A 21,757-nucleotide genomic window follows, 5' to 3' on the forward strand; every position below is an offset into this window, starting at 1 on the left:
TTTACAAAGATAGATAGCAGGCCTGCTATTACGTTTCATCATACCGAACAGCCTATCCCCATTTATATAGTTATAAATTACTAAATTAAAACATATATTTAATTATATGGAAGTTAATAATATAAAATTTGAGAAGTTCGCCTGAATAAGAAGAAATTAATGCACACGCGAACAAAGCGACAGCAGAAGGTTTTATTTCATTGGTTCAGTTTATTTCAAAAGAAACGATCAGTAGTATAATGGTGTTTATTATGTAGTGATTTATTTAAAAATTCATTATTAAAAAAAATATATATTGTTGCGAATAACAACTTGGCAACCGATTACGAATATGTTTTAATGATAAATATTACGAATAAAAAAATTGTAGATAAATGTAGAAAATTGATATTGGAGGATAACGGAATGATGAAAGCTACCGGTATTGTAAGAAAAGTGGATGAATTGGGAAGAGTCGTTATTCCGATAGAGCTTCGTCGCATCATGAATATCGATGTCAAAGATGGACTGGAAATTTTCGTGGACAGCGATCGCATTATTCTGAGAAAGTATGAGCCATCCTGCATTTTCACAGGAGAGACAGAAGATCTGGTATATTTCAAGGGAAAGCTGATCAGTCGCAGCGTTATTAGTGAACTGACCGAGATGCATGCTGCAACCAAAAAGAACTGACAGATACACGATATGCATATATCGAATAGCATAGATCATAGACATGAATGAAGGGCTGCGGAATGCAGCCCTTTTTTGCAGCGCGTACCTATGCACTTACATTATGCATTACATATAATAAAGCTTGGTCTTGAAGTCAGGTAATATGCTCACGCTTGGATATCCGGAATTCTTTGGGGGACATGCCAAATTTCGAGCGGAATACCCGGTGGAAATACGTATAGTTGGCGAATCCTGACGATTCTGCTACTTCTTCGAGTGGCATCGGGCTAAACATGATACGCTCCTGAGCCATATTGAGCCGTACTTCCAGCGCGTACTGCATGATAGTCGTATCAAAAGCCTCTTTGAACAGGTGCACTGCTCTTGATACACTGATGCCAATATGCAGCGCAATATCCTCTAATTTAAAGGTGGAAGAGGCGTTTTCCTCGATGTAATTTTTGATCTGGTATGCCAGATAAGTTTTGGGTCCCCCGGTAGGCTGCTCGGCCAAATAACGGTCCACCGACAGGCAAAGAATTTTCATATAATGGGAAAGGATTTCGGGATACGGATTATCCATCCGCCGCTTTTCCATCGAAATCTGACGCATCAGATCCATAATATTATCGGTCAGCGGAATCTTGAGCCGGGCGGGACGCTTGCGTTGATGCCACCACTCATCCGCCCACTTGCCTCCAAAAAAGATATGATAATCCCCGCTTTCCACTGCAGATTTTCCGGTTGAACCCGGCGTATAATCGATTCTTAGCTCATAAGGCTGATCAGGGGCATAGATATGAAAATCACCCACTTCCACATTTACCAGTTGACCATTCTGCCGAAGCTGACAGCAGCCCTCGGTCTGGAAGCGAAAGAGATAGTTCTGTATTCCCTGAGGCTCATGCATATGAAAAGGTTTACGGTGAAAGGAATATCCTGCTGTATATACTTTACATTCTTTTCCATGTCCGTCCATTAAAAGATCCTCATTTCAGCAACAAATTTAAATTTTGACCAAATAGTTCATGTTTTAATCATATTATTCATTTTAATTGATGCGGTTAAGTAATACTATGGTTACGAGCTTAAAAACACCATAATTAACAAACGGACAATCGTATGCATAAGTCCAGAGCATACATAAGGGGTTATCATACATTGGCGAAGACCAGAGGAGGATTACCTGTGCAGCGAATGAAAGCCGGATTAGTCGGATGCGGTAACATCAGTGCCATTTATCTCAAAAATCTTAAATCCAGTCCGGTTGTCGAAATTGTGGCATGTGCTGATATGGTGATTGAAAAGGCAAAAGAACGGGCTGAAGAATTTGGTGTTGTAAACGTCTTCACTCCAGATGAAATCATGCAGCAGGACGATATTGAGCTGATTATTAACCTCACCATTCCTGCCGCACATGCGAGTGTCAATCAGGCAGCCCTGTCTGCAGGCAAGCATGTATATGCCGAAAAGCCATTCGCCGTATCACTGGATGATGGACGACGGACCCTGGAAAAAGCCAAAGAAGCAGGCAAAAGGGTCGGCAGTGCACCGGATACGTTTCTTGGAGCCGGTATTGAGACTGCGCGTCACGCTATTGAGAGCGGTTTGATCGGAAGACCGATTGCAGCTTCCGCTTTTATGATGGGAGCAGGACCGGAATCATGGCACCCGGATCCGGAATTCTTTTACGCCCCTGGAGGCGGACCGATGTTCGACATGGGACCTTATTATTTGACAGCGCTCGCAAGCCTGCTTGGTTCCATGACAAGAGTCAGCTCTTCAGCCGGTATTCTGATGCCGGATCGTATCATCCACAGCGGTGCCAAGGCAGGTACGCCAATCCGTGTACAGACGCCTACGCATCTGGCTGGAACCGTTGATTTTGAGAATGGTGCAATTGCCACGATGGTGACGAGCTTTGATATTCCTGGAGGATCGCAGCTGCCGCGTATGGAAATTTACGGTACTGCAGGCACCCTGGATATCCCTGATCCCAACTTCTTTGACGGAGATGTACGCCTGAGACGTGCGGGTTCTGATGAATTTGAAGTTCTGCCGCCGGTATTCGAGCCGATCAACAATGATCGCGGCAAAGGAGTCAACGAGATGGTACAGGCGATTCGGGAGAATCGTCCGCATCGTGCAAGCGGTGAGCTGGCCTATCATGTTCTCGAAGTAATGCATGCCTTCCAGCGCTCTTCTCTTGAGGGCAAGCATGTCATTATTGAGAGTCGTGCAGGTTATCGGCAGAGCAATAGTTGACCGCAGACCTGATCCGAACGGCATCCTGCCCGCTGATATGTATTGTTGACGGCAAGCTCGAGTCATATGAATACGATTTATAACGACAACCAGATATCACATCAATAGCTGTAATTAATTACTATAACTATGATACAGGAGTGATTGAAGCTATGTTAAAAGTCGGATTGCAATTATACACAGTACGTGAGGATCTGGAACGCGATTTTGAAGGGACGATTGAAAAGGTAGCTGCGCTTGGGTACCAGGGCGTTGAGTTTGCCGGGTATTATGGCAGAACGGCAGAACAGGTCAAAGCGGTGCTCGACAAGCATAACCTGGAAGTAGTTGGTGCCCATACGCCATATGCAGATCTGCTGGAAGACGCACAATCCCTGATTGATTTTAACAAAGCTATTGGTAACCGTTACATTATCGTTCCTTATCTGACTGAAGAGCAGCGTGGCAATTGGCCGGAAATTTTCGAAAATCTGCGTAAACTTGGTGAAACTTGCAATCAGAATGATGTGGTATTACTGTATCACAATCATGATTTTGAACTTACAGAAAAAATCGGCGAGCGTACTGTACTGGATGCCCTGTATGAAGAGATTCCTGCCGATCTGATCCAGGTGGAGCTGGACAGCGCATGGGTGGAGTACAGCGGTTATAGTGCGGTTGAATATATTGATAAATATGCTGGCAGACTGCCAATCGTACACTGGAAAGATTTCAAACGTACCAGTGATGGTATCCAGATGATGGAGCTGGGCGAAGGCGAAGCACCGGTAGCGCGCATCGGTGATGCGGCAGACAAAGCCGGAGCGGAATGGATCGTGGTCGAACAGGATAACAGTCTGCAGGCTCCAATGCAAAGTATTGAACAAAGCATAAACTGGGTGAAAAGCTATGGCGCCAAAGGAGGCGTCGTAAATGTCTGATCAAGTACTCCGTATCGGTATTGTCGGCTGCGGCGGCATTGCCCAGAACAAGCATTTGCCAAGTCTGTCCAAGCAGCCGCTCGCCAGTCTGGTAGCCTTCTGCGATATTGTGGAAGAACGTGCTTCCGAAGCGGCCGAGCAGTATGGTACCGAAGATGCCAAAGTATACACCGATTACAAACAACTTCTTGAAGATAAGACGATTGATGTGATTCACGTGTGTACACCGAATGATTCGCACGCTGTAATTACAGTGGATGCACTGGAATCGGGCAAACATGTCATGTGTGAGAAGCCAATGGCCAAGTCGACTGCCGAAGCACGCACGATGGTGGAGGCAGCCAATCGTACCGGCAAAAAGCTGTCTATCGCCTACCAGAACCGCTTCCGTTATGACAGTCTGTATCTGAAGCAAATGGTCGAAGAAGGCGACCTGGGCGATGTGTACTTTGGCAAAGCGCTCGCGCTGCGCCGCCGTGCAGTTCCGACATGGGGAGTCTTCCTTGATGAAGAAAAGCAGGGCGGCGGGCCGCTGATCGATATCGGTACCCATGCATTGGATCTGACACTCTGGCTGATGGATAACTACAAGCCAAAAAGCGTTATGGGAACGACATTCCACAAATTGGGCTCCCGCAAGAATGCAGCCAATGCTTTTGGACCGTGGGACCCCGAGAAGTTCAAAGTGGAAGATTCGGCATTCGGCTTCATTACAATGGAAAATGGTGCTGTCATTTCACTGGAATCCAGCTGGGCGATTAACCTGCGCAACTTTGCTGAAGCACAGAGCATACTGTGCGGTACCGAAGGCGGGGCCGACATGACTGATGGACTGCATATCAACGGCGAGAAAAACAGCCGACTGTATGAAAGCAAGATTGATATGGGCTCCGGAGGTGTAGCTTTCTATACGGGCGGTTCCGAGCATGAAGCCGACCGTGAAGCGAGAATGTGGCTGGAGGCGATCGTAGAAGACAAGGAACCGCTGGTCAAACCCGAACAGGCATTGATTGTGACACAGATTCTGGAAGCGATCTACGAATCGGCACGTACCGGCCAAGCGGTTTACCTGGAATCCTAAGCTGGAGAGACAGCATGGACAAAATAGTCATTTAAGGTAAATTTTATTTAAAAATTTCGTTAAAAAGCAAACTTTTAAACTCCAGTTTACGTATTAATAAATATAGAATCATTCGCGGCAGCATATGATGCATTGTATTCACCTTACCAACAAAAACAGTTGAACCAGGAGGACGAACGAATGAAATTGGGCGTATTTATGGTATTGCTTAACAATATGAGCTTTGAGGAGGCACTGGACTATGTAGTTGAAAAAGGTGTCAAGGCGGTAGAGATTGGCACCGGCGGTAATCCGGGTAACGTTCACTGCAACACCGATGAGCTGCTCGCCGATAACGGCAAGCTGAAAGCATTCAAACAGGCCATTGATTCACGCGGCCTGATCATCAGCGCACTGAGCTGTCACGACAATCCATTGCATCCGCAAAAAGCGATTGCCAAAGAAGCGCACGACTCTTTTATCAAGTCCGTGCAGCTGGCTGAGAAGCTGGAAGTACCTGTCGTCAATACGTTCTCCGGCTGTCCGGGTGAGAGTGACGATTCCAAATATCCAAACTGGCCGGTAGCACCATGGCCCAACGATTTCCGCGACCTGCTGGACTGGCAGTGGAATGAGAAAATTATTCCTTACTGGAAAGAAGCAGGCAAATTCGCTTCAGACCACAATGTAAAAGTCGGTCTGGAACTGCATGGTGGCTTCTCCGTTCATACACCGGGCACACTGCTGCGACTGCGTGAAGCAGCTGGTGAAGTCATCGGAGCGAACCTAGATCCAAGCCATATGTGGTGGCAGGGAATCGATCCGATCGGCGCGATAAAAATTTTGGGGAAAAATGGCGCAATTCATCACTTTCATGCTAAAGATACGGCTACAGATACCGATAATATGAATATGAACGGTGTAACGGACATGCACTCCTACGCTGATATCAAAGAACGTGCATGGCAGTTCCGTACCGTAGGTTATGGTCACGATGTAAAAACCTGGGCTGACATCGTCAGCGCACTAAGATTAGTTGGATATGACTATGTCGTTAGTATAGAGCATGAAGACGGACTGATGTCCGTAAATGAGGGTTTCACTAAAGCCGTCCACAATTTGCAGCAGGTCATGATCGAAGAAGAACTTGGCGAGATGTGGTGGGTCTAACAACAGGGAGGCAATAATAGTATGATTAACGTAACAGTCTGGAATGAGTTTGTACATGAGCAAATCCGCGACGACGTCAAAGCTGTATACCCGGATGGAATTCACAAAGTACTTGCAGACGGATTGACCAAAGAAGGGTTCGCCTGCCGCACAGCAACACTGGATCAGGATGAGCATGGTCTGACAGAATCCGTTCTGAACTCTACCGATGTTATGCTGTGGTGGGGACATACTGCACACGACCTGGTGGATGATGAGATTGCAGAAGCGGTAGTAAGACGTGTTCAGGAAGGCATGGGATTGATCGTGCTGCACTCCGGACACTTTTCCAAACCGTTCAAGCAATTGATGGGCACAAGCTGCGATCTGAAATGGCGTGTCGCAGACGAACAGGAAATCCTGTGGTGCGTGAACCCGAATCATCCGATCTCACAGGGTGTTAATCCATCCATCACACTGGATAAAGAGGAAATGTATGGCGAGTTCTTCGATGTTCCGGCTCCGGACGAGCTGGTATATCTGAGCAACTTTGAAGGTGGCGAAGTATTCCGCAGCGGCTGCACCTACCGTCGCGGTCATGGTAAAATCTTCTACTTCCGCCCGGGCCATGAGACATATCCTACGTATTACAACCAGGATATTATGCATATCATCTCCAATGCGGTACGCTGGGCACAACCAGCAGAAAATGCCCGTCCTGAATTTGGACGGACTGAGCCAAAACGAGCAATCGGCAGCAAAGTACTGGCATAATTTTTATAAACAAACAGCCAGTGCATTTTCAGCATAAGAGACAGGCTGCATACGTTCTTCGGTCAAACGAAGATTACTTGATCATACTCCAGCAACCTTGTTGATTGAACCCTATATTATACACGATTGCCGGTAAGCCTTGCTTTTATGATGGAAACGAAAATAGAGCCATAAACAGAGTACGTCTGTGGGAATATCCACAGACGTACTTTTACATAGGTAGCTTGTAGAAATTTGGGTAAATAAAATATGTATACAAATTATTGGGTAAATGGGGTATAGATATGTCAAACCAAAATCAGACATCTTCGCATATCGGACCTGTACCGCTGCCGCCCGAACTGGTACATGCCTGTCTGGAACGAGTGAAGGACCTGCGACTTGAAGGGTTTTTGACCGGATTTGGCAGATGGCCCGGTAAGCTAATGATGGTAGGGGAGGCGCCAGGAGCAACAGAAATACAGAATGGTCGTCCATTTTCGGGTCAGGCCGGTAAGGTACTTGATGGTTATCTGGAAGCGCTGGAGATTACAAGAGACGATTTGTATATTACCAGTGCCGTCCGCAGCCGCCCGTACAAGGATAAGCCGGTTAAAGGCAGTCCGGATCGTCTCAGTCGATCCAATCGTACACCTACCCGGGCCGAAGTGCTGGCATTTGCCCCTATTCTCGACCGGGAAATTGCTGTAGTACAGCCACAGATCCTGATTACACTGGGAAATATTGGTCTACAGCGGCTGCTTGGCGAAGAATATACCATTACCGCATGGCATGGACAGCTGATTCGCAGACGGATTCAGCAGGTGCACAGTGAACATCCGGAGCAAGGATATCATCTGTCCGATCAAGAATATTGTATTTTCCCTATGTATCATCCTGCAGCCGTGCTGTATAATAGATCATTGACTGATATTATTGCTGATGATCTCAGACAGCTGCGTGAACAAATCAATGAGAACCTGCAGATGCGTGGAAACCAACAAGGACCGTAATGTTTTCGTTTTCTTATTAGGTAAAATGTGTTAAAATATATATGCTAACTAATTGTAAGCTTACATGGAATTTTTATATATAAAAGCTTACGATAACCCACTATTGTGCTATGGACGGATGAAGAGGTGAAAAGACATGGAACAGCATCAGTTGGGATTATGCCCTCGTTTTGAGACCGCGTTTTCTTTTTTGGGAAAAAGATGGAATGGTCTGATTATTCAGTCACTTATGAGCGGACCAAAACGTTTTAAAGATATCTCCAACCTCATTCCGATGATGAGCGACAAAATGCTCTCGGAGCGGATGAAGGATCTGGAAGGAAGCGGAATCCTGACTCGTCAGGTATATCCGGAGACTCCGGTACGAATCGAGTATGAACTGACCGACAAAGGCCGGGCACTGCAGCCAGTAATGGAACAAATCCAGAACTGGGCAGAGCATTGGGTCGATTAATGCCTTATGGGCGACTCGGTACCCACAGATACGTTCGTAATTAAAAAGCTTTCCGCCTGGTATTTATCAGCGGAAAGCTTTTTGCATATGCGGTGGGTTGTATCGTTCGCGTAATCCGGAGAGGCCGGGGAGAGAGGTCGGCGCAATCAGATTCTGCAGATTTCTCTCGGGCAGAGCTCGCAGTGACATACTTCCTGCAGAGCTTCCAGATCATGAATAATGATCATGCCATGCTCGTATTCGATGACTTCTTTTTTGCGCAGATCGCTGAGCATCCGGTTTACACTTTCTCGTGTAGCGCCAATCATATTGGATAGATCGGTATGAGTGATTTTCTTGTTGATCAGTATCGATCCATCTTCATTATAGTCCTCACCGTACGTATTGCTGAGACGGATCAGGGTTGAGCAGAGTGCACCTGGCTTACCGTACAGCATCAGGTCGCGCACTTTGGTCTGGGTCAGCCGGTGATGCGTACCCATCCATTTCATAAAGTCGATAGCAAAGTCGCAGTGCTGACAGATGATCAGTTCCAGATCCTTATGCTCAATTACAGCGACTTCGGTATCTTCCAGAGTCTCTGCTGTAAATCCGAGTCGTGTGCCGGAGAACGGATCAGCCTGTCCGATCATATCACCAGACTGATACATATATAGGATAAGTTCTTTACCTTCGTCAGTGGATTTGGTCAGTTTGACACGTCCGCTTTTGATAAAGTAAAGCTTGTCGGACAGATCTCCTTCCCAAAACAGGTGCGAGCCGGAAGGAATGCTGCGCTCCGTTGCATAGGCCAGCATCCGCTCCATATTGATTTCCGAAAAGCTCGAGGTATTGCCTGCGACGTTAGTGTTCATTATTTCTGCAGATTTATTCATGTTCGTCCTCCCCTTCATCTCCCAATTATACGCGAAAATAATCGGATTGCATCATGTTTTAAGGAAAAATTTACTAAATTTAAATTCGATCTATGTTCCTTCAAATTAATGCTTTTAATAGTATAGTGATTATTTTAAAAATTAAACTTTGTGATTATTTTCACTTTTATTATAGCTCCAGTTAGTTCAAAATGCAAAAAGAAAAAAGCCAATCATTAATATTTTAAAAATAAAAATTGATTGTGAAAAAAATCACATTATGATTTATATCTCTATGTTATGATCAGTGCGTAGACAGAAAGCACCACACATTCTGAGGAGGATGAGAGAAATGGCTGTTAAAAATGATGCCACTCGCACCGTAGAAGTTACTGCACAGGAAGAAATTCAAAGAATGATTGATAAAGCCAACAGAGCACAATCCGCATTTATGAAAATGAATCAGGAACAAATCGATGAAGTTGTACAGGCGATGGCACTTGCCGGACTGGACAAACATATGTATCTTGCCAAGCTGGCTGTTGAAGAAACAGGCAGAGGGGTATACGAAGATAAGATTACCAAAAACATCTTTGCTACTGAATATATATACCACAGCATCAAAAACGAAAAAACAGTCGGTGTGATTGAAGACAATGCATACGACAACTTCCAGAAAATCGCTGAACCGGTCGGTACGATCATGGGGATCACACCGGTAACCAACCCGACATCCACCACAATGTTCAAAGCACTGATCGCGATCAAGACACGTAACCCGATCATCTTCGGTTTCCATCCATCTGCACAACAGTGCAGTAAGGAAGCTGCAAGAATCCTGCTCGAAGCTGCAGTCAAACATGGCGCACCGGCAGATTGTATCCAGTGGATCGACAATCCTTCCATGGACAAAACAAATGCATTGATGAATCACCCTGACGTAGCACTGATCCTGGCTACCGGCGGCGGCGCAATGGTCAAAGCAGCATACAGCTGTGGTAAACCGGCACTGGGCGTAGGTCCTGGTAATGTACCTGCCTTTATTGAGAAAAGTGCAGATCTGAAACAGGCGGTAACCGACCTGATCCTGTCCAAATCGTTTGATAACGGCATGATCTGTGCATCCGAGCAGGCGGTTATTATTGAAGAACCTGTATTCGAGCAAGTGAAAAAGCTGATGATCGATAACGGCTGCTACTTCCTGAGCAAAGAAGAAGTGGGCAAACTGACTGCAGGAGCCATGAACGTAGAGAAATGCGCAGTCAACCCGGCGATCGTTGGTCAACCAGCAACCAAAATCGCTGAAATGAGCGGCATTACTGTTCCGGCAGGTACCAAAATTCTGGTTGCCGAGCTGGAAGGTGTAGGTACCAAATATCCATTGTCCGCTGAAAAACTGAGTCCTGTACTGGCTTGTTACAAAGTAAAAACAGCAGAACAGGGTATCGAACGTGCTGCACAGGTTGTAGAATTCGGTGGTATGGGTCACTCTTCGGCTATCCATTCCAACAATGATGAAGTGATCCAGAAGTTCGCAGATCGTCTGCAAACCGGACGTATCATCGTGAATTCGCCTTCGACACACGGCGCGATCGGTGACATTTACAATACGAACCTGCCTTCCCTGACACTGGGCTGCGGATCGTATGGCCGTAACTCGACTTCTTCCAATGTAACAGCAGTCAATCTGATTAACGTGAAAAGGGTGGCGCGTCGTACCGTGAATATGCAATGGTTCAAGATTCCTTCCAAAGTATACTTTGAAAAAGGTTCGACTCAATACCTTGCCAAAATGCCGAACATCAGCCGTGTTATTATCGTAACCGACCCAATGATGGTGCAGCTGGGCTATGTGGAAAAAGTAGAACATTATCTGCGTCAACGTCAGACTCCGGTAGCGATCGAAGTATTCTCCGATGTAGAACCGGACCCATCGACAACCACTGTAGAACGCGGTCGTCAAATGATGGAACGCTTCCAGCCGGACTGCATTATCGCACTGGGCGGCGGATCGCCAATGGATGCTGCCAAAGGCATGTGGCTGTTCTACGAATACCCTGATGTGGAATTCGATAACCTGAAACAAAAATTCATGGATATCCGCAAACGGATTTACAAATACCCTCATCTGGGACAAAAAGCACAGTTCGTCGCTATCCCAACCACTTCGGGTACAGGTTCGGAAGTAACATCGTTTGCGGTTATTACGGATAAAGAAAAAGGTAACACCAAATACCCTCTGGCCGACTACGAGCTGACTCCGGACGTAGCGATCATAGACCCTGAGTTTGTCTACTCCCTGCCGCGTGTAGCTGTAGCCGATACCGGTATGGACGTACTGACTCATGCAATTGAAGCCTATGTATCGAATATGGCGAATGACTACACTGATGGTCTGGCAATCAAAGCGATCCAACTGGTGTTCCAATACCTGGAGCAATCGGCACTGCAAGGTGACAAACTGGCACGTGAGAAAATGCATAATGCTTCGACAATAGCCGGTATGGCCTTTGCTAATGCTTTCTTGGGCATCAACCACAGCTTGGCTCATAAATGGGGCGGTCAATACCATACAGCACATGGACGTACCAATGCGATCCTGATGCCGCATGTTATCCGCTACAATGCGAAAAAACCAACCAAATTCGCATCGTTCCCTAAATACTCGCACTTCATCGCTGACGAACGTTACGCTGAAATCGCTCGTATCCTGGGGCTGCCAGCGCGTACTACCGAAGAAGGTGTAACCAGCCTGATCAACGCAATTCGCGATCTGAACCGCAAACTGGGTATCCCTGAATCGTTCGAAGCACTGGGCTTTGATGCGAAAGACTTTGAAGCACATGTTGATTACCTGGCTGACCGTGCATTTGAAGACCAATGTACAACTGCCAACCCTAAAATGCCGCTGGTCACCGAGCTGGCAGATGTATACCGTAACGCTTTCTACGGTAAATTCGAGTAAGACTACAGAATACAGATATGTAGCAAGCAAGTTACAGTAGCAAGTAGTTTTACCAAAGCAGCATACAACCATATAATGTAGTTTTATGATCATCGGAATTGCTTTCATCGGCTGCTGTATGCAGAAGGTGGGAGCAATTCTTTTATATTCGACGTAATTGCATACCATTTGCTGTAACTGTAACTGTAACTGTAACTGTAACTGTAGATGCGCTTGTGCTTATGTGTTCATTTTAATGGGAAGGATGTTGGGACTTGGCTGGGAGGGGAGGCAGCAGGCGCTCCGGTAAGGGATTCTCCTTCCGGCCTCCGGTTAAGAACGGATATGTCTGAATCACCGCTTGCAGCGGTACATATCCGTTCTTAAATGTCGGCTTGAAGGAGAATTCCCTTACCTCCGCTGCGTGCGGCTTGCTTCATTTTCAGTTCGGCTGCGTATGACATTCCTTGGCAGTTTTTAATTAGACATAGTGGAAGGCAATGGGATAAATATAAGTACCGATGAGTGGAAGAGTGCGAGCATAACAAGTTAAGAATAGAAGTATGGAGGAATACAGGAGTATAGGAATGCAGAAGTGGAAGAAGATTAGCAATAATTTTGGATTTGCTTGATTAATGTTTAGCATGGCTGATTACAATTAAAAAGCAGTAAGCAGTAAGCAGTAAGCAGTAAGCAGTAAGCAGTAAGCAGTAAGCAGTAAGCAGTAAGCAGTAAGCAGTAAGCAGTAAGCAGTAAGCAGTAAGCAGTAAGCAGTAAGCAGTAAGCAGTAAGCAGTAAGCAGTAAGCAGTAAGCAGTAAGCAGTAAGCAGTAAGCAAATCGTTGGAGAAACAACTACTTGTACGCTGATCAAGCCCAAGCTTTAACAAAGTAATATTCAACTTACGAATTACACGAGAACAAAGCGCTGCATACAAAATTGGCTAATTGCATGCAATATGAAATGATGCACCCTGCATGGAACGCAAGAAAGGAAATAAGGGCAACCGACGATATTTAAGCCTGGAGATTCTCTGCTTCTCCCAACAATTCAGAATCTCCAGGCTTAACCGGAGGAGGGGCCCTTATTCCTTTCTGGAGTGGTTGATGCCCCAATCCGCAAATCATCATTTGCTTTAAATTGGATTCACATCAATTTGAACAGTCCAAACTTACAGCAACTGTATCTTTAATCCATTGTCATCTGTATTGATAATCGGAAGAAGCTTGGAATAAAACATAACTGTATTGTCCTGAACCCGCTTAATTCGACTGGTAAACTGTTATACATTTTGATGAATGCTGTATCAATGACAGAAAGTGATAAAAATCATAATTAGCATCTTATTTTGTGATATATATCACATCTTGAAACAGCTCTGTCCGTCATAATAAAGACATAGCCGGAGCACAAGTAACCGGCGCCATGTTTAGTCAAGGCATAGCCACAAAATCATTTGTGATTAAATTCACAAATATTGGAGGGATTATCAATGTCGGTAATCGAAAGAAACGTAATGGACCAGTCACAACAGGATGCATGGAGAGGTTTTAACAAAGGCAAATGGACCAACCATGTTGACACTAAGAACTTTATTGATGAGAATATCAACCCTTACCTTGGAAATGAATCGTTCCTGGCAGGCCCTACTCAAAATACAAATGATCTCTGGAAAATCGTATCCCAGCTCTCCAAAGAAGAACGTGAAAGAGGCGGCGTATGGGACGTTGACGTAAATACACCAGGTTCGATCACATCGCACGGTCCTGGTTATCTGGACAAAGATAAAGAACAGATCGTCGGTGTACAAACAGACGAACCGTTCAAACGCTCCATTCAGCCTTATGGCGGTATCCGGATGGTTATTGATGCTTGTAAAGCTTATGGCTTTGAAGTTCCACAATCGATCGTCGATACATTCACCAACATCCGCAAAACACATAATCAGGGTGTATTTGATGCCTACACAGCCGAGATTCGCGCAGCCCGCAAATCCGGTATTGTAACCGGTCTGCCGGATGCTTATGGCCGCGGCCGTATCATTGGTGACTATCGCCGGGTAGCACTGTACGGTGTAGACTTCCTGATGAAACAAAAACAAAAAGAGCATGATGAGACAATTGGCGAAGGCATGGATGAATCCACAATCCGCCTGCGCGAAGAAATCAGCGAACAGTATCGTGCACTGAACGAACTGAAACAAATGGCTGCTGCTCACGGTATGGACATTTCCAAACCGGCTCAAAATGCCAAAGAAGCTTTCCAATGGTTGTACTTCGGTTATCTAGCTGCTGTCAAAGAACAAAACGGTGCAGCAATGTCTCTGGGACGCGTATCTTCTTTCTTGGATATTTACATCCAGCGCGACCTGCAGGAAGGTACTCTGACTGAAGAGCAAGCTCAAGAACTGGTTGACCATTTTGTAATGAAACTGCGTATTGTCAAATTCCTGCGTACACCGGATTACAACGAATTGTTCAGTGGTGACCCAACATGGGTAACCGAGTCCATCGGTGGTATGGCTGTAGACGGAACAACAAGAGTAACGAAGAGCAGTTTCCGCTTCCTGCACACCCTGTACAATCTGGGACCTGCACCGGAACCGAACCTGACTGTTCTCTGGTCCGAAAAACTGCCGGAGGGCTTCAAAAAATACTGTGCCAAAGTATCGATTGAGACCAGCTCTATCCAGTATGAAAATGATGATCTGATGCGTCCATTCTACGGCGATGATTATGGTATTGCCTGCTGTGTATCCGCAATGCGTATCGGTAAGCAAATGCAGTTCTTCGGTGCCCGTGCCAACCTGGCCAAAACACTGTTGTATGCAATCAACGGTGGTAAAGACGAGAAATCCGGTGCTCAGGTAGGTCCTGAATTCCCGGCCATCACTTCCGAATATCTGGACTATGATGAAGTCATCGCACGCTACAAACCAATGATGCAGTGGCTGTCCAAAGTGTATATGGATGCACTGAACATCATTCACTATATGCATGACAAATACAGCTATGAACGTATCGAGATGGCGCTGCATGACCGTGACATTCTGCGTACAATGGCTTGCGGTATCGCCGGTCTGTCGGTAGCAGCTGACTCCCTGAGCGCAATCAAATATGCCAAAGTCAAACCAATCCGCAACGAACAGGGTATTGCTGTAGACTTTGAAATCGAAGGCGACTTCCCTTGCTACGGTAACAACGATGACCGTGTTGACCAGATCGCTGTTGAGCTGGTAGAGACATTCATGGGCATGATTCGCCAGCACAAAACGTATCGTGAAGCTGTACCGACTCAATCCGTACTGACTATTACTTCCAACGTGGTATATGGCAAGAAAACAGGTACTACACCAGACGGACGTAAAGCCGGCGAACCATTTGCACCTGGTGCGAACCCAATGCATGGTCGCGACAAAAAAGGTGCCCTGGCATCCCTGAGCTCTGTTGCCAAACTGCCTTATGAACACAGCCTGGATGGTATCTCCAACACCTTCTCCATCGTGCCAAAAGCACTCGGCAAAGAAGAAGAGATCCGCAAAGCCAATCTGGTAGCCATGCTGGACGGATACTTCGGTAGCGACGCTCACCATCTGAACGTCAACGTCTTCGATCGTGAACAACTGATCGACGCTATGGATCATCCGGAAAACTATCCACAACTGACCATCCGCGTATCCGGATATGCCGTTAACTTCATCAAGCTGACCCGCGAACAACAGCTCGATGTCATCAACCGCACATTCCACAACGCAATGTAATAGAAAGTACAAAATGTATTCAAATTACCGCACCAATGCTTGCCAACCGCATTTCTTTTAGAAATTAAATGGTCTCTTTGCACAGAGCGAAGAAGGAGATGGATTGCTCTGACGCCGCCTTTGTGCCAGGATATCGACTGCTTCAGCAGTCATTCCAGATATCCTGCCACAACAAGCGGCAGAAGAGCAATCCACTCCTTCTGAGCGGTGCATCTACAGAGCAGATTTAATTTCTAACATAAAAGCAGTGGCAAATCACACCAAAAGAAAGGGGCTGAATGATCATGGTAACAGGCCGTGTTCACTCGCTGGAAACATTCGGTACTGTCGATGGTCCAGGTATTCGTTTCGTACTATTTATGCAGGGGTGTCTGATGAAATGCCAGTATTGTCATAATCCCGATACCTGGAATCTGGACGGAGGCAAGGTGATGCAGCTGGAAGAAGTACTGGCTGAGATTGAGCCTTACCTGAATTACTACCGCAGCTCTGGCGGTGGACTCACCGTATCGGGCGGCGAACCGACACTTCAGGCTCCTTTTGTCAAAGCATTGTTCAAAGCGGTAAAAGAACGCTGGAATCTGCATACTACTCTTGATAGCAACGGCTACAATGATGGGGAAAAGATTCACGAACTGCTGGAAGTTACGGATCTGGTTATGCTGGATCTGAAGCATATCAATAATGAAAAGCACAAAAAACTGACCGGAGTATCCAATGAGCGTACGCTGAAACTGGCACAGTGGTTATCGGATCATGATCGCAAAATGTGGATACGACATGTATTTGTACCCGGCATTCATGATGCTGAAGAAGATCTGATTGCACTGGGAGAATTTATCGGAACTCTCAAAGGGGTAGAGAAATTCGAGATCCTTCCTTATCATCAGATGGGCATTTATAAATGGCAGTCGCTGGGCCGCATCTATCCGCTGGATGGCGTGCCTTCACCGACTGATGAAGAAGTGGAACGTGCCTATCGCCTGATCGAACAAGGACGCCGCCAGGCGACCTGCGTATAATCCATATATACTTCAATATACTTCAATATACGCACAAGAGTAGTACAATTAATATACATGGTCATACTGCAGAGATCTTGAAAAAGACTATCTGCCGCAGATGATTGGGTCGGAACGCATTCGGGGGGATGCGGGATGAGAATCATCATAATGAACATGTATCTGAATCAGCCTTTCTGTCCATTGCGACAGGAGGGCTTTTTCACGTTTTTAGCAAATATAAGAATTGTGTTAGGAATAATTATACGAAGAAGTATAGAAGTGTATCGAGAGAAATGTATTCTGCGGGTAAGCTATTTGGAAAGTTTAGTGATGAGGGAGATATCGAAACCGGAAGAGATGGTTAGGGTTGATCCTTGTTGTCATTATGGCTGGCTCGTATACTGAAGGGGTATGATACATCCAACACACAGGGAGGATACACATGCATCGTATTCAGTTATCGGATCTGACGCTTGAACAGAAAATCGGACAATTATTTATAGGCGGTTTTCATAATGTTACGCCGGATGAGCAGGTGCGGATATTGATCGAACAGTACCACACAGGTGGAGTGATTTACTTTCGCCGCAACATTGGTACTCCGCGCCAGATTACAGAGCTGTCTGCTCAGCTGCAGCAGGTGGCGAAGCACAGCGGGCTGCCGCCTTTATTCATTGCGATTGACCAGGAAGGCGGGATGGTCAGCAGGATTGACCGCGAAGAGCTTAGTCTGATTCCCGGGAATATGTCTCTTGGAGCTGCAGACGATCCTGATCTGACCGGGCAAGTGGCTGCGATCAGTGCACGTGAGCTTCGTGCGCTGGGCATTAATCTGAATCTGGCTCCCTGTATAGATGTGAATAATAATCCCCGCAATCCGGTTATCGGGGTGCGCTCCTATTCCGAGAAGCCGGATAAGGTGGCTGAGCATGGAGCAGCCGCGATTATTGCCATGCAGACCGAACAGGTAGCTGCGACGGCCAAGCATTTTCCGGGACATGGCGATACGGAGGTTGATTCACATTATGGACTGGCATCAATACCTCATGACCGGACCAGACTGGAGCTGGTGGAGCTGCTTCCTTTCCGGCGGGCAATTGAAGCTGAAGTGGATCTGATCATGTCGGCTCATGTGATATTTCCTGCATTTGAACCAGAGTCGATTCCGGCTACGCTGTCTCATGCAGTGCTGACCGGTCTGCTGCGGGAGCAGATGGGATTTGAAGGTCTGATTATTACGGATTGTCTGGAGATGCATGCGATTGCCCGGCATTTTCCGATTCCCGAAGCAGCGGTTAGGTCGCTGCAGGCAGGTGCCGATTTGCTGCTGGTTAGTCATACGCTGAAAGACCAGATCGCTGCAATAAAGGCTGTACGTACAGCGGTAGCGGAAGGACGTCTGACAGAAGAACGTATTAATGAATCGGTTGAACGCATACTGGCCCTCAAAGCCAAACGCGCAATGGAGCAGAGTGTTTTGGAGTGGCAAGATGAGAGACTTCATCTGCATATTGCTGAGTCGGGAGCTGTACTACGTGAAGCTGCAATACGCAGCATTACGGTTGTCAAGGATACCGGGCAGCTGCCGCTGAAGCCGGGACAGCATGGGCTGGTCGTCTGGCCACATGTGACTCGTGAGACGGAGGTTGATGAACCTGCCGCTCATCGGGTGAGTCTGGCACAGGCTATTCGTCATTACAGTATAGAAGCAGATGAGGCAGTGGTTGATGCTGAGCCAGGACAGTCTGAGATCGAGCAGGTGATGCAGCGTGCACATACAGCAGATTTTATCGTGATGGCGACCTATACATCGGCAGGTGAACTTCCGGCAGGACAGGCCCGACTGACTGCTGCGCTTGCAGCCCTCCCCAATAGTCCATTGATCGTTGCCTCTGTACGCAATCCTTATGATATTAATCATCTGCCTGAAGTAGATACGTATATTTGCTGTTATGAGAATCGTAAATATGCGATTGAGGCACTGGCAGGCGTTCTGGCAGGACAGCATCCTGCTGCAGGCAAGCTGCCGGTCAGCCTGAATGAACGGTATAGTGTAGAAGTATAAATGTATGATTCCCCTACAAATATAAATGAAGATCCTGCAGCTTGTGCTGCTCGATTGTTTTATTCGGAAACATGCTTAGACGAAAAATATGCGATACAGCAGGATATCAGGAAATATAATCAGACCTGTCTATTCGTACAGACAGGTCTTTCGTCTATATCATACTGTGCAAATTGGAATTATCGATTTGTTTTCTACACTTCCAGAAGAATAAAGAAAATATATCCATTCTCATCCACTAAAACCAATTTATATCATATTTGCTGATCCGTTTGTGTCCAAAATGTGAATGAGAAAAAAACCGGCAAGCTTTCCTTGAGAAGAGAGAAACTTTTTAGAAAGTGCTGCGTCTTAATAATGTGTCATTTCGGGGGGATTCTGTTTTTTGACATTTAAATTACAGTAGATTGCTACAAGAAGGAGTCGAATAATGAAATTCAAGAAGAGTTTTCTAGTGGCTGTACTCGCTTCTACTCAGATTGCTGCAGCATTTCCTGCCAGTCAGGCATTTGCAGCCGAGGGCGATGCAGAAACGGGTATTGTGCAGGATGTGTATGATAATGCCCCAAATACCTATACGGTTCCATCCATTAATCCTGATCCAGCAGCAGCGGGTACAGAGGATCAGACTGGAGCAGATGATGCAGCGGTAGACGGAACTACTCCATCTGCAGATCCAGCAGCAACACCAACTACACCGGCACCAGCAGCGCCTGCTAAGCCAGCAGCGCCAACTGCCAGTCAGCCATCTGTAGTAGCAGATGTGTATTCTGCAGGACCTGACAAACTGATTTTCATGATGAATTCCAATCAGATTTACCGTGATGGTAAATTGTATTATTCCAACCAGCCGATGACGGTTAAAAATGGAGTATCCTATGTATCTGTGCGTGCACTGGTAGAGCGTGTGGGACTGACGCTTACATATGATTCCAAGACCAAAGAAACCGTCATGAAAAAGGACGGCAAAGAACTGCGCTTCACAACAGACAGCAAGTATTACACAGTAGATGGTGTGCGCACGCTGATGAAAGGCCCTGCTTACCAGCAGAAAAATGTATTCATGGTGCCGCTGACTTCCATCACGGCAGCACTGAATATTCCTTATACAGTACAGGGCAAAATGGTCATCATGGATCTGCAGGTCAAACCTACAGCTTCATTTACCGTATCGCCTACTGCCATCTATGCTACACAGACCACAGTACAATACACAACCAAAACAAAAACATCTGATGGTGGTCCCGTTGCTGATGAGCGCTGGACAGGACGCGAAGATGTTTTCGCTGAAGCCGGAGCTCATGTAGTGACCTATCAGATTATGGATTCCAAAGGTCAATGGAGTGATCCATACACAGTAACGATCAATGTACTGCCTCCAAACCAGCCGCCGGTAGCGATGTTCACGACAAACAGTGAATCATACCGTATGGGTGAAGCTATCGGTTATACCGATATGAGTACGGATGATGAGAATGCTATCGATGCATCCAAAACACAGTGGGTCAACAAGGAACTGGCTTTCTTTACACCGGGGCCACAGACGATCACACTGACAGTAACGGACAAGCACGGTGCAACAGGCACGTACAGCAAAACTATCAATATTACCAATGAGACATTGTACACAGCAGAGCAGTTCTACCCGCTGTTCACACCAATTGGTGATTCTTTCAATATTAATGGTGCCGAGATTCCAACATGGCAGACGATGACTTCCGAAGTTTCTTCGGAGCCGGTACGCCTGATCCGCAGTAACAGCCCGGAAAGAACACTGTCCGAAGGTATCGTTTATCAGGAAACTGCGAATGGTCCAACACGTATTATGGTTCATCATCTCAATGAGACGGGCAAGCGTGTGAAAATGTATGTTATTGCGACCAATACAAATGCGACACCAGCAACACTGAATATTCAAGATGTAGGTTTTGGTGGTCCAAACCCTTATGCAACGGCTGCGGGTAAGGTATCTATCGACCGTTACTACAAGTCCATTCAATCCGGTACCGATGCACAGACTATTGTTGTTCAACCGGGACAGAGCCAGATTATTTTCAATCAGCTGAATGCAACCACCATCAAGCCGGATAATGTTATCTCCCTGTATGGTGATCTGGTCAGCGATTCCAATATTCAATACACCGTGATGATGGTTGATGAGAATGCCGATCCGATCGCTTCCATGGCTACCCTGCCTAAGCTGGATCGTGACGGTATCCACAACCGCGGTACGTATGACAATGCAACACGCATTATGCATGTACCAGGTCTGATCGGCAACTCGAATGTACGTATTCCACTGGGTGACAACAACAGTGATCCGAACCTGACAGGTACAGATCCAATGTCCATGACCGAAGCATCCAATGCCGGTAACTTTGGTGTACTGTACAAAATCAAGCTGGATATGGTAGCTCCAAACACGCTGATTTCCTTTAATGCGCGTGGTGGACGTTACTCCGGTTATATCTTCGTGAATGGCGTAAGCACAGCAATCAAAAATAACGGTGCAGCAACTTCTGCCAACGATAACGTAGTACTTTATCGTACCAGAGCTTTGGATACAGAATCCGTAGAGATCTGGTTCACAGCAGCACCGGGCAGCAATCTGCCGGTTAACCTGCTGTTCAGTCAGCTGCCGGCCAAAAAGCAATAATTTCCACTACCCTTACGATTTGTTCCATCCGAAATGAAGAGGCGGCGTTGCAGCCGTAACCATTTAGACCGGAGTCTGCATTGCAGCTCCGGTTTTTTTATTTGTTCAGGCCGGGTTGCATGAAATCAGAATCACCTTTAGAATCAGAATGATCGACTCAAAATAGGGTGAGAATAATTCGGCAATATCCCTGTTTTGGTGTATAAT

General features: G+C 46.3%; 15 protein-coding genes. 13 read left to right on the forward strand and 2 right to left on the reverse strand.

What is annotated here, in order from left to right; genetic code table 11:
- Positions 1 to 405 precede the first annotated feature (405 nt).
- On the forward strand, positions 406 to 672 hold the full coding sequence (locus tag WH45_RS13545) for an AbrB/MazE/SpoVT family DNA-binding domain-containing protein (protein WP_046214919.1): 267 nt from the start codon (positions 406 to 408) through the stop codon (positions 670 to 672).
- 136 nt (positions 673 to 808) lie between these two features.
- On the opposite strand, the gene WH45_RS13550 is transcribed toward WH45_RS13545, so the two are convergent.
- The gene (locus tag WH45_RS13550) at positions 809 to 1,633 is read right to left on the reverse strand and encodes a helix-turn-helix transcriptional regulator (RefSeq protein WP_046214920.1); all 825 of its coding nucleotides are present in this window, start codon (positions 1,631 to 1,633) and stop codon (positions 809 to 811) included.
- A 209-nt stretch (positions 1,634 to 1,842) separates the two neighbouring features.
- Between WH45_RS13550 and WH45_RS13555 the strand changes: the two genes are divergently transcribed.
- The 7 genes from WH45_RS13555 (at position 1,843) to WH45_RS13585 (ending at position 8,268) form a co-directional block, all read left to right on the forward strand.
- A complete protein-coding gene (locus WH45_RS13555) occupies positions 1,843 to 2,919 on the forward strand; it encodes a Gfo/Idh/MocA family protein (RefSeq protein ID WP_046214921.1) in 1,077 nt (358 codons plus the stop codon).
- 152 nt (positions 2,920 to 3,071) lie between these two features.
- Entirely contained in the window at positions 3,072 to 3,839 is a 768-nt protein-coding gene (locus tag WH45_RS13560; RefSeq protein ID WP_046214922.1) for a sugar phosphate isomerase/epimerase family protein, read from the forward strand.
- The gene (locus WH45_RS13565) at positions 3,832 to 4,920 is read left to right on the forward strand and encodes a Gfo/Idh/MocA family protein (RefSeq protein WP_046214923.1); all 1,089 of its coding nucleotides are present in this window, start codon (positions 3,832 to 3,834) and stop codon (positions 4,918 to 4,920) included. Before WH45_RS13560 ends, WH45_RS13565 begins: the two co-directional genes overlap by 8 nt.
- Positions 4,921 to 5,100: 180 nt before the next feature.
- The gene (locus WH45_RS13570; protein WP_046214924.1) at positions 5,101 to 6,069 is read left to right on the forward strand and encodes a sugar phosphate isomerase/epimerase family protein; all 969 of its coding nucleotides are present in this window, start codon (positions 5,101 to 5,103) and stop codon (positions 6,067 to 6,069) included.
- A gap of 21 nt (positions 6,070 to 6,090) precedes the next feature.
- On the forward strand, positions 6,091 to 6,822 hold the full coding sequence (locus WH45_RS13575) for a ThuA domain-containing protein (protein ID WP_046214925.1): 732 nt from the start codon (positions 6,091 to 6,093) through the stop codon (positions 6,820 to 6,822).
- Between the two features lie 284 nt (positions 6,823 to 7,106).
- A complete protein-coding gene (locus tag WH45_RS13580; RefSeq protein WP_052723777.1) occupies positions 7,107 to 7,814 on the forward strand; it encodes a uracil-DNA glycosylase in 708 nt (235 codons plus the stop codon).
- 136 nt (positions 7,815 to 7,950) lie between these two features.
- A complete protein-coding gene (locus tag WH45_RS13585; RefSeq protein ID WP_046214926.1) occupies positions 7,951 to 8,268 on the forward strand; it encodes a winged helix-turn-helix transcriptional regulator in 318 nt (105 codons plus the stop codon).
- Positions 8,269 to 8,414: 146 nt separating this feature from the next.
- On the opposite strand, the gene WH45_RS13590 is transcribed toward WH45_RS13585, so the two are convergent.
- Positions 8,415 to 9,143, reverse strand: a complete 729-nt coding sequence (locus WH45_RS13590; protein ID WP_046214927.1) for a Crp/Fnr family transcriptional regulator — start codon at positions 9,141 to 9,143, stop codon at positions 8,415 to 8,417.
- 331 nt (positions 9,144 to 9,474) lie between these two features.
- Here WH45_RS13590 and adhE point away from each other — a divergent pair, with 331 nt between their 5' ends.
- The 5 genes from adhE (at position 9,475) to WH45_RS13615 (ending at position 21,550) form a co-directional block, all read left to right on the forward strand.
- Entirely contained in the window at positions 9,475 to 12,087 is a 2,613-nt protein-coding gene (gene adhE, locus WH45_RS13595) for a bifunctional acetaldehyde-CoA/alcohol dehydrogenase (protein WP_046214928.1), read from the forward strand.
- A gap of 1,470 nt (positions 12,088 to 13,557) precedes the next feature.
- Positions 13,558 to 15,825: a formate C-acetyltransferase gene (gene pflB, locus WH45_RS13600; RefSeq protein ID WP_046214929.1), complete on the forward strand. Its 2,268-nt coding sequence runs from the start codon at positions 13,558 to 13,560 to the stop codon at positions 15,823 to 15,825.
- A gap of 284 nt (positions 15,826 to 16,109) precedes the next feature.
- The gene (gene pflA / locus WH45_RS13605) at positions 16,110 to 16,847 is read left to right on the forward strand and encodes a pyruvate formate-lyase-activating protein (protein ID WP_046214930.1); all 738 of its coding nucleotides are present in this window, start codon (positions 16,110 to 16,112) and stop codon (positions 16,845 to 16,847) included.
- A gap of 424 nt (positions 16,848 to 17,271) precedes the next feature.
- Entirely contained in the window at positions 17,272 to 18,894 is a 1,623-nt protein-coding gene (locus tag WH45_RS13610) for a glycoside hydrolase family 3 protein (protein WP_046214931.1), read from the forward strand.
- 430 nt (positions 18,895 to 19,324) lie between these two features.
- Positions 19,325 to 21,550 (forward strand): stalk domain-containing protein, encoded by a 2,226-nt coding sequence (locus WH45_RS13615; protein ID WP_046214932.1) that lies wholly within the window; start codon positions 19,325 to 19,327, stop codon positions 21,548 to 21,550.
- Positions 21,551 to 21,757: the final 207 nt, after the last annotated feature.

This window comes from Paenibacillus wulumuqiensis (genome assembly GCF_000971965.1).
GTDB lineage: Bacteria > Bacillota > Bacilli > Paenibacillales > Paenibacillaceae > Saccharibacillus > Saccharibacillus wulumuqiensis.

Coding starts and splice junctions, on each gene's coding strand:
- pflB (WP_046214929.1), top strand. CDS start 13,558: ATGTCGGTAATCGAAAGAAACGTAATGGACCAGTCACAACAGGATGCA.
- WH45_RS13565 (WP_046214923.1), top strand. CDS start 3,832: ATGTCTGATCAAGTACTCCGTATCGGTATTGTCGGCTGCGGCGGCATT.
- WH45_RS13580 (WP_052723777.1), top strand. CDS start 7,107: ATGTCAAACCAAAATCAGACATCTTCGCATATCGGACCTGTACCGCTG.
- WH45_RS13615 (WP_046214932.1), top strand. CDS start 19,325: ATGAAATTCAAGAAGAGTTTTCTAGTGGCTGTACTCGCTTCTACTCAG.
- WH45_RS13575 (WP_046214925.1), top strand. CDS start 6,091: ATGATTAACGTAACAGTCTGGAATGAGTTTGTACATGAGCAAATCCGC.
- pflA (WP_046214930.1), top strand. CDS start 16,110: ATGGTAACAGGCCGTGTTCACTCGCTGGAAACATTCGGTACTGTCGAT.
- WH45_RS13550 (WP_046214920.1), bottom strand. CDS start 1,633: ATGGACGGACATGGAAAAGAATGTAAAGTATATACAGCAGGATATTCC.
- WH45_RS13560 (WP_046214922.1), top strand. CDS start 3,072: ATGTTAAAAGTCGGATTGCAATTATACACAGTACGTGAGGATCTGGAA.
- WH45_RS13545 (WP_046214919.1), top strand. CDS start 406: ATGATGAAAGCTACCGGTATTGTAAGAAAAGTGGATGAATTGGGAAGA.
- WH45_RS13590 (WP_046214927.1), bottom strand. CDS start 9,143: ATGAATAAATCTGCAGAAATAATGAACACTAACGTCGCAGGCAATACC.
- WH45_RS13610 (WP_046214931.1), top strand. CDS start 17,272: ATGCATCGTATTCAGTTATCGGATCTGACGCTTGAACAGAAAATCGGA.
- adhE (WP_046214928.1), top strand. CDS start 9,475: ATGGCTGTTAAAAATGATGCCACTCGCACCGTAGAAGTTACTGCACAG.
- WH45_RS13570 (WP_046214924.1), top strand. CDS start 5,101: ATGAAATTGGGCGTATTTATGGTATTGCTTAACAATATGAGCTTTGAG.
- WH45_RS13585 (WP_046214926.1), top strand. CDS start 7,951: ATGGAACAGCATCAGTTGGGATTATGCCCTCGTTTTGAGACCGCGTTT.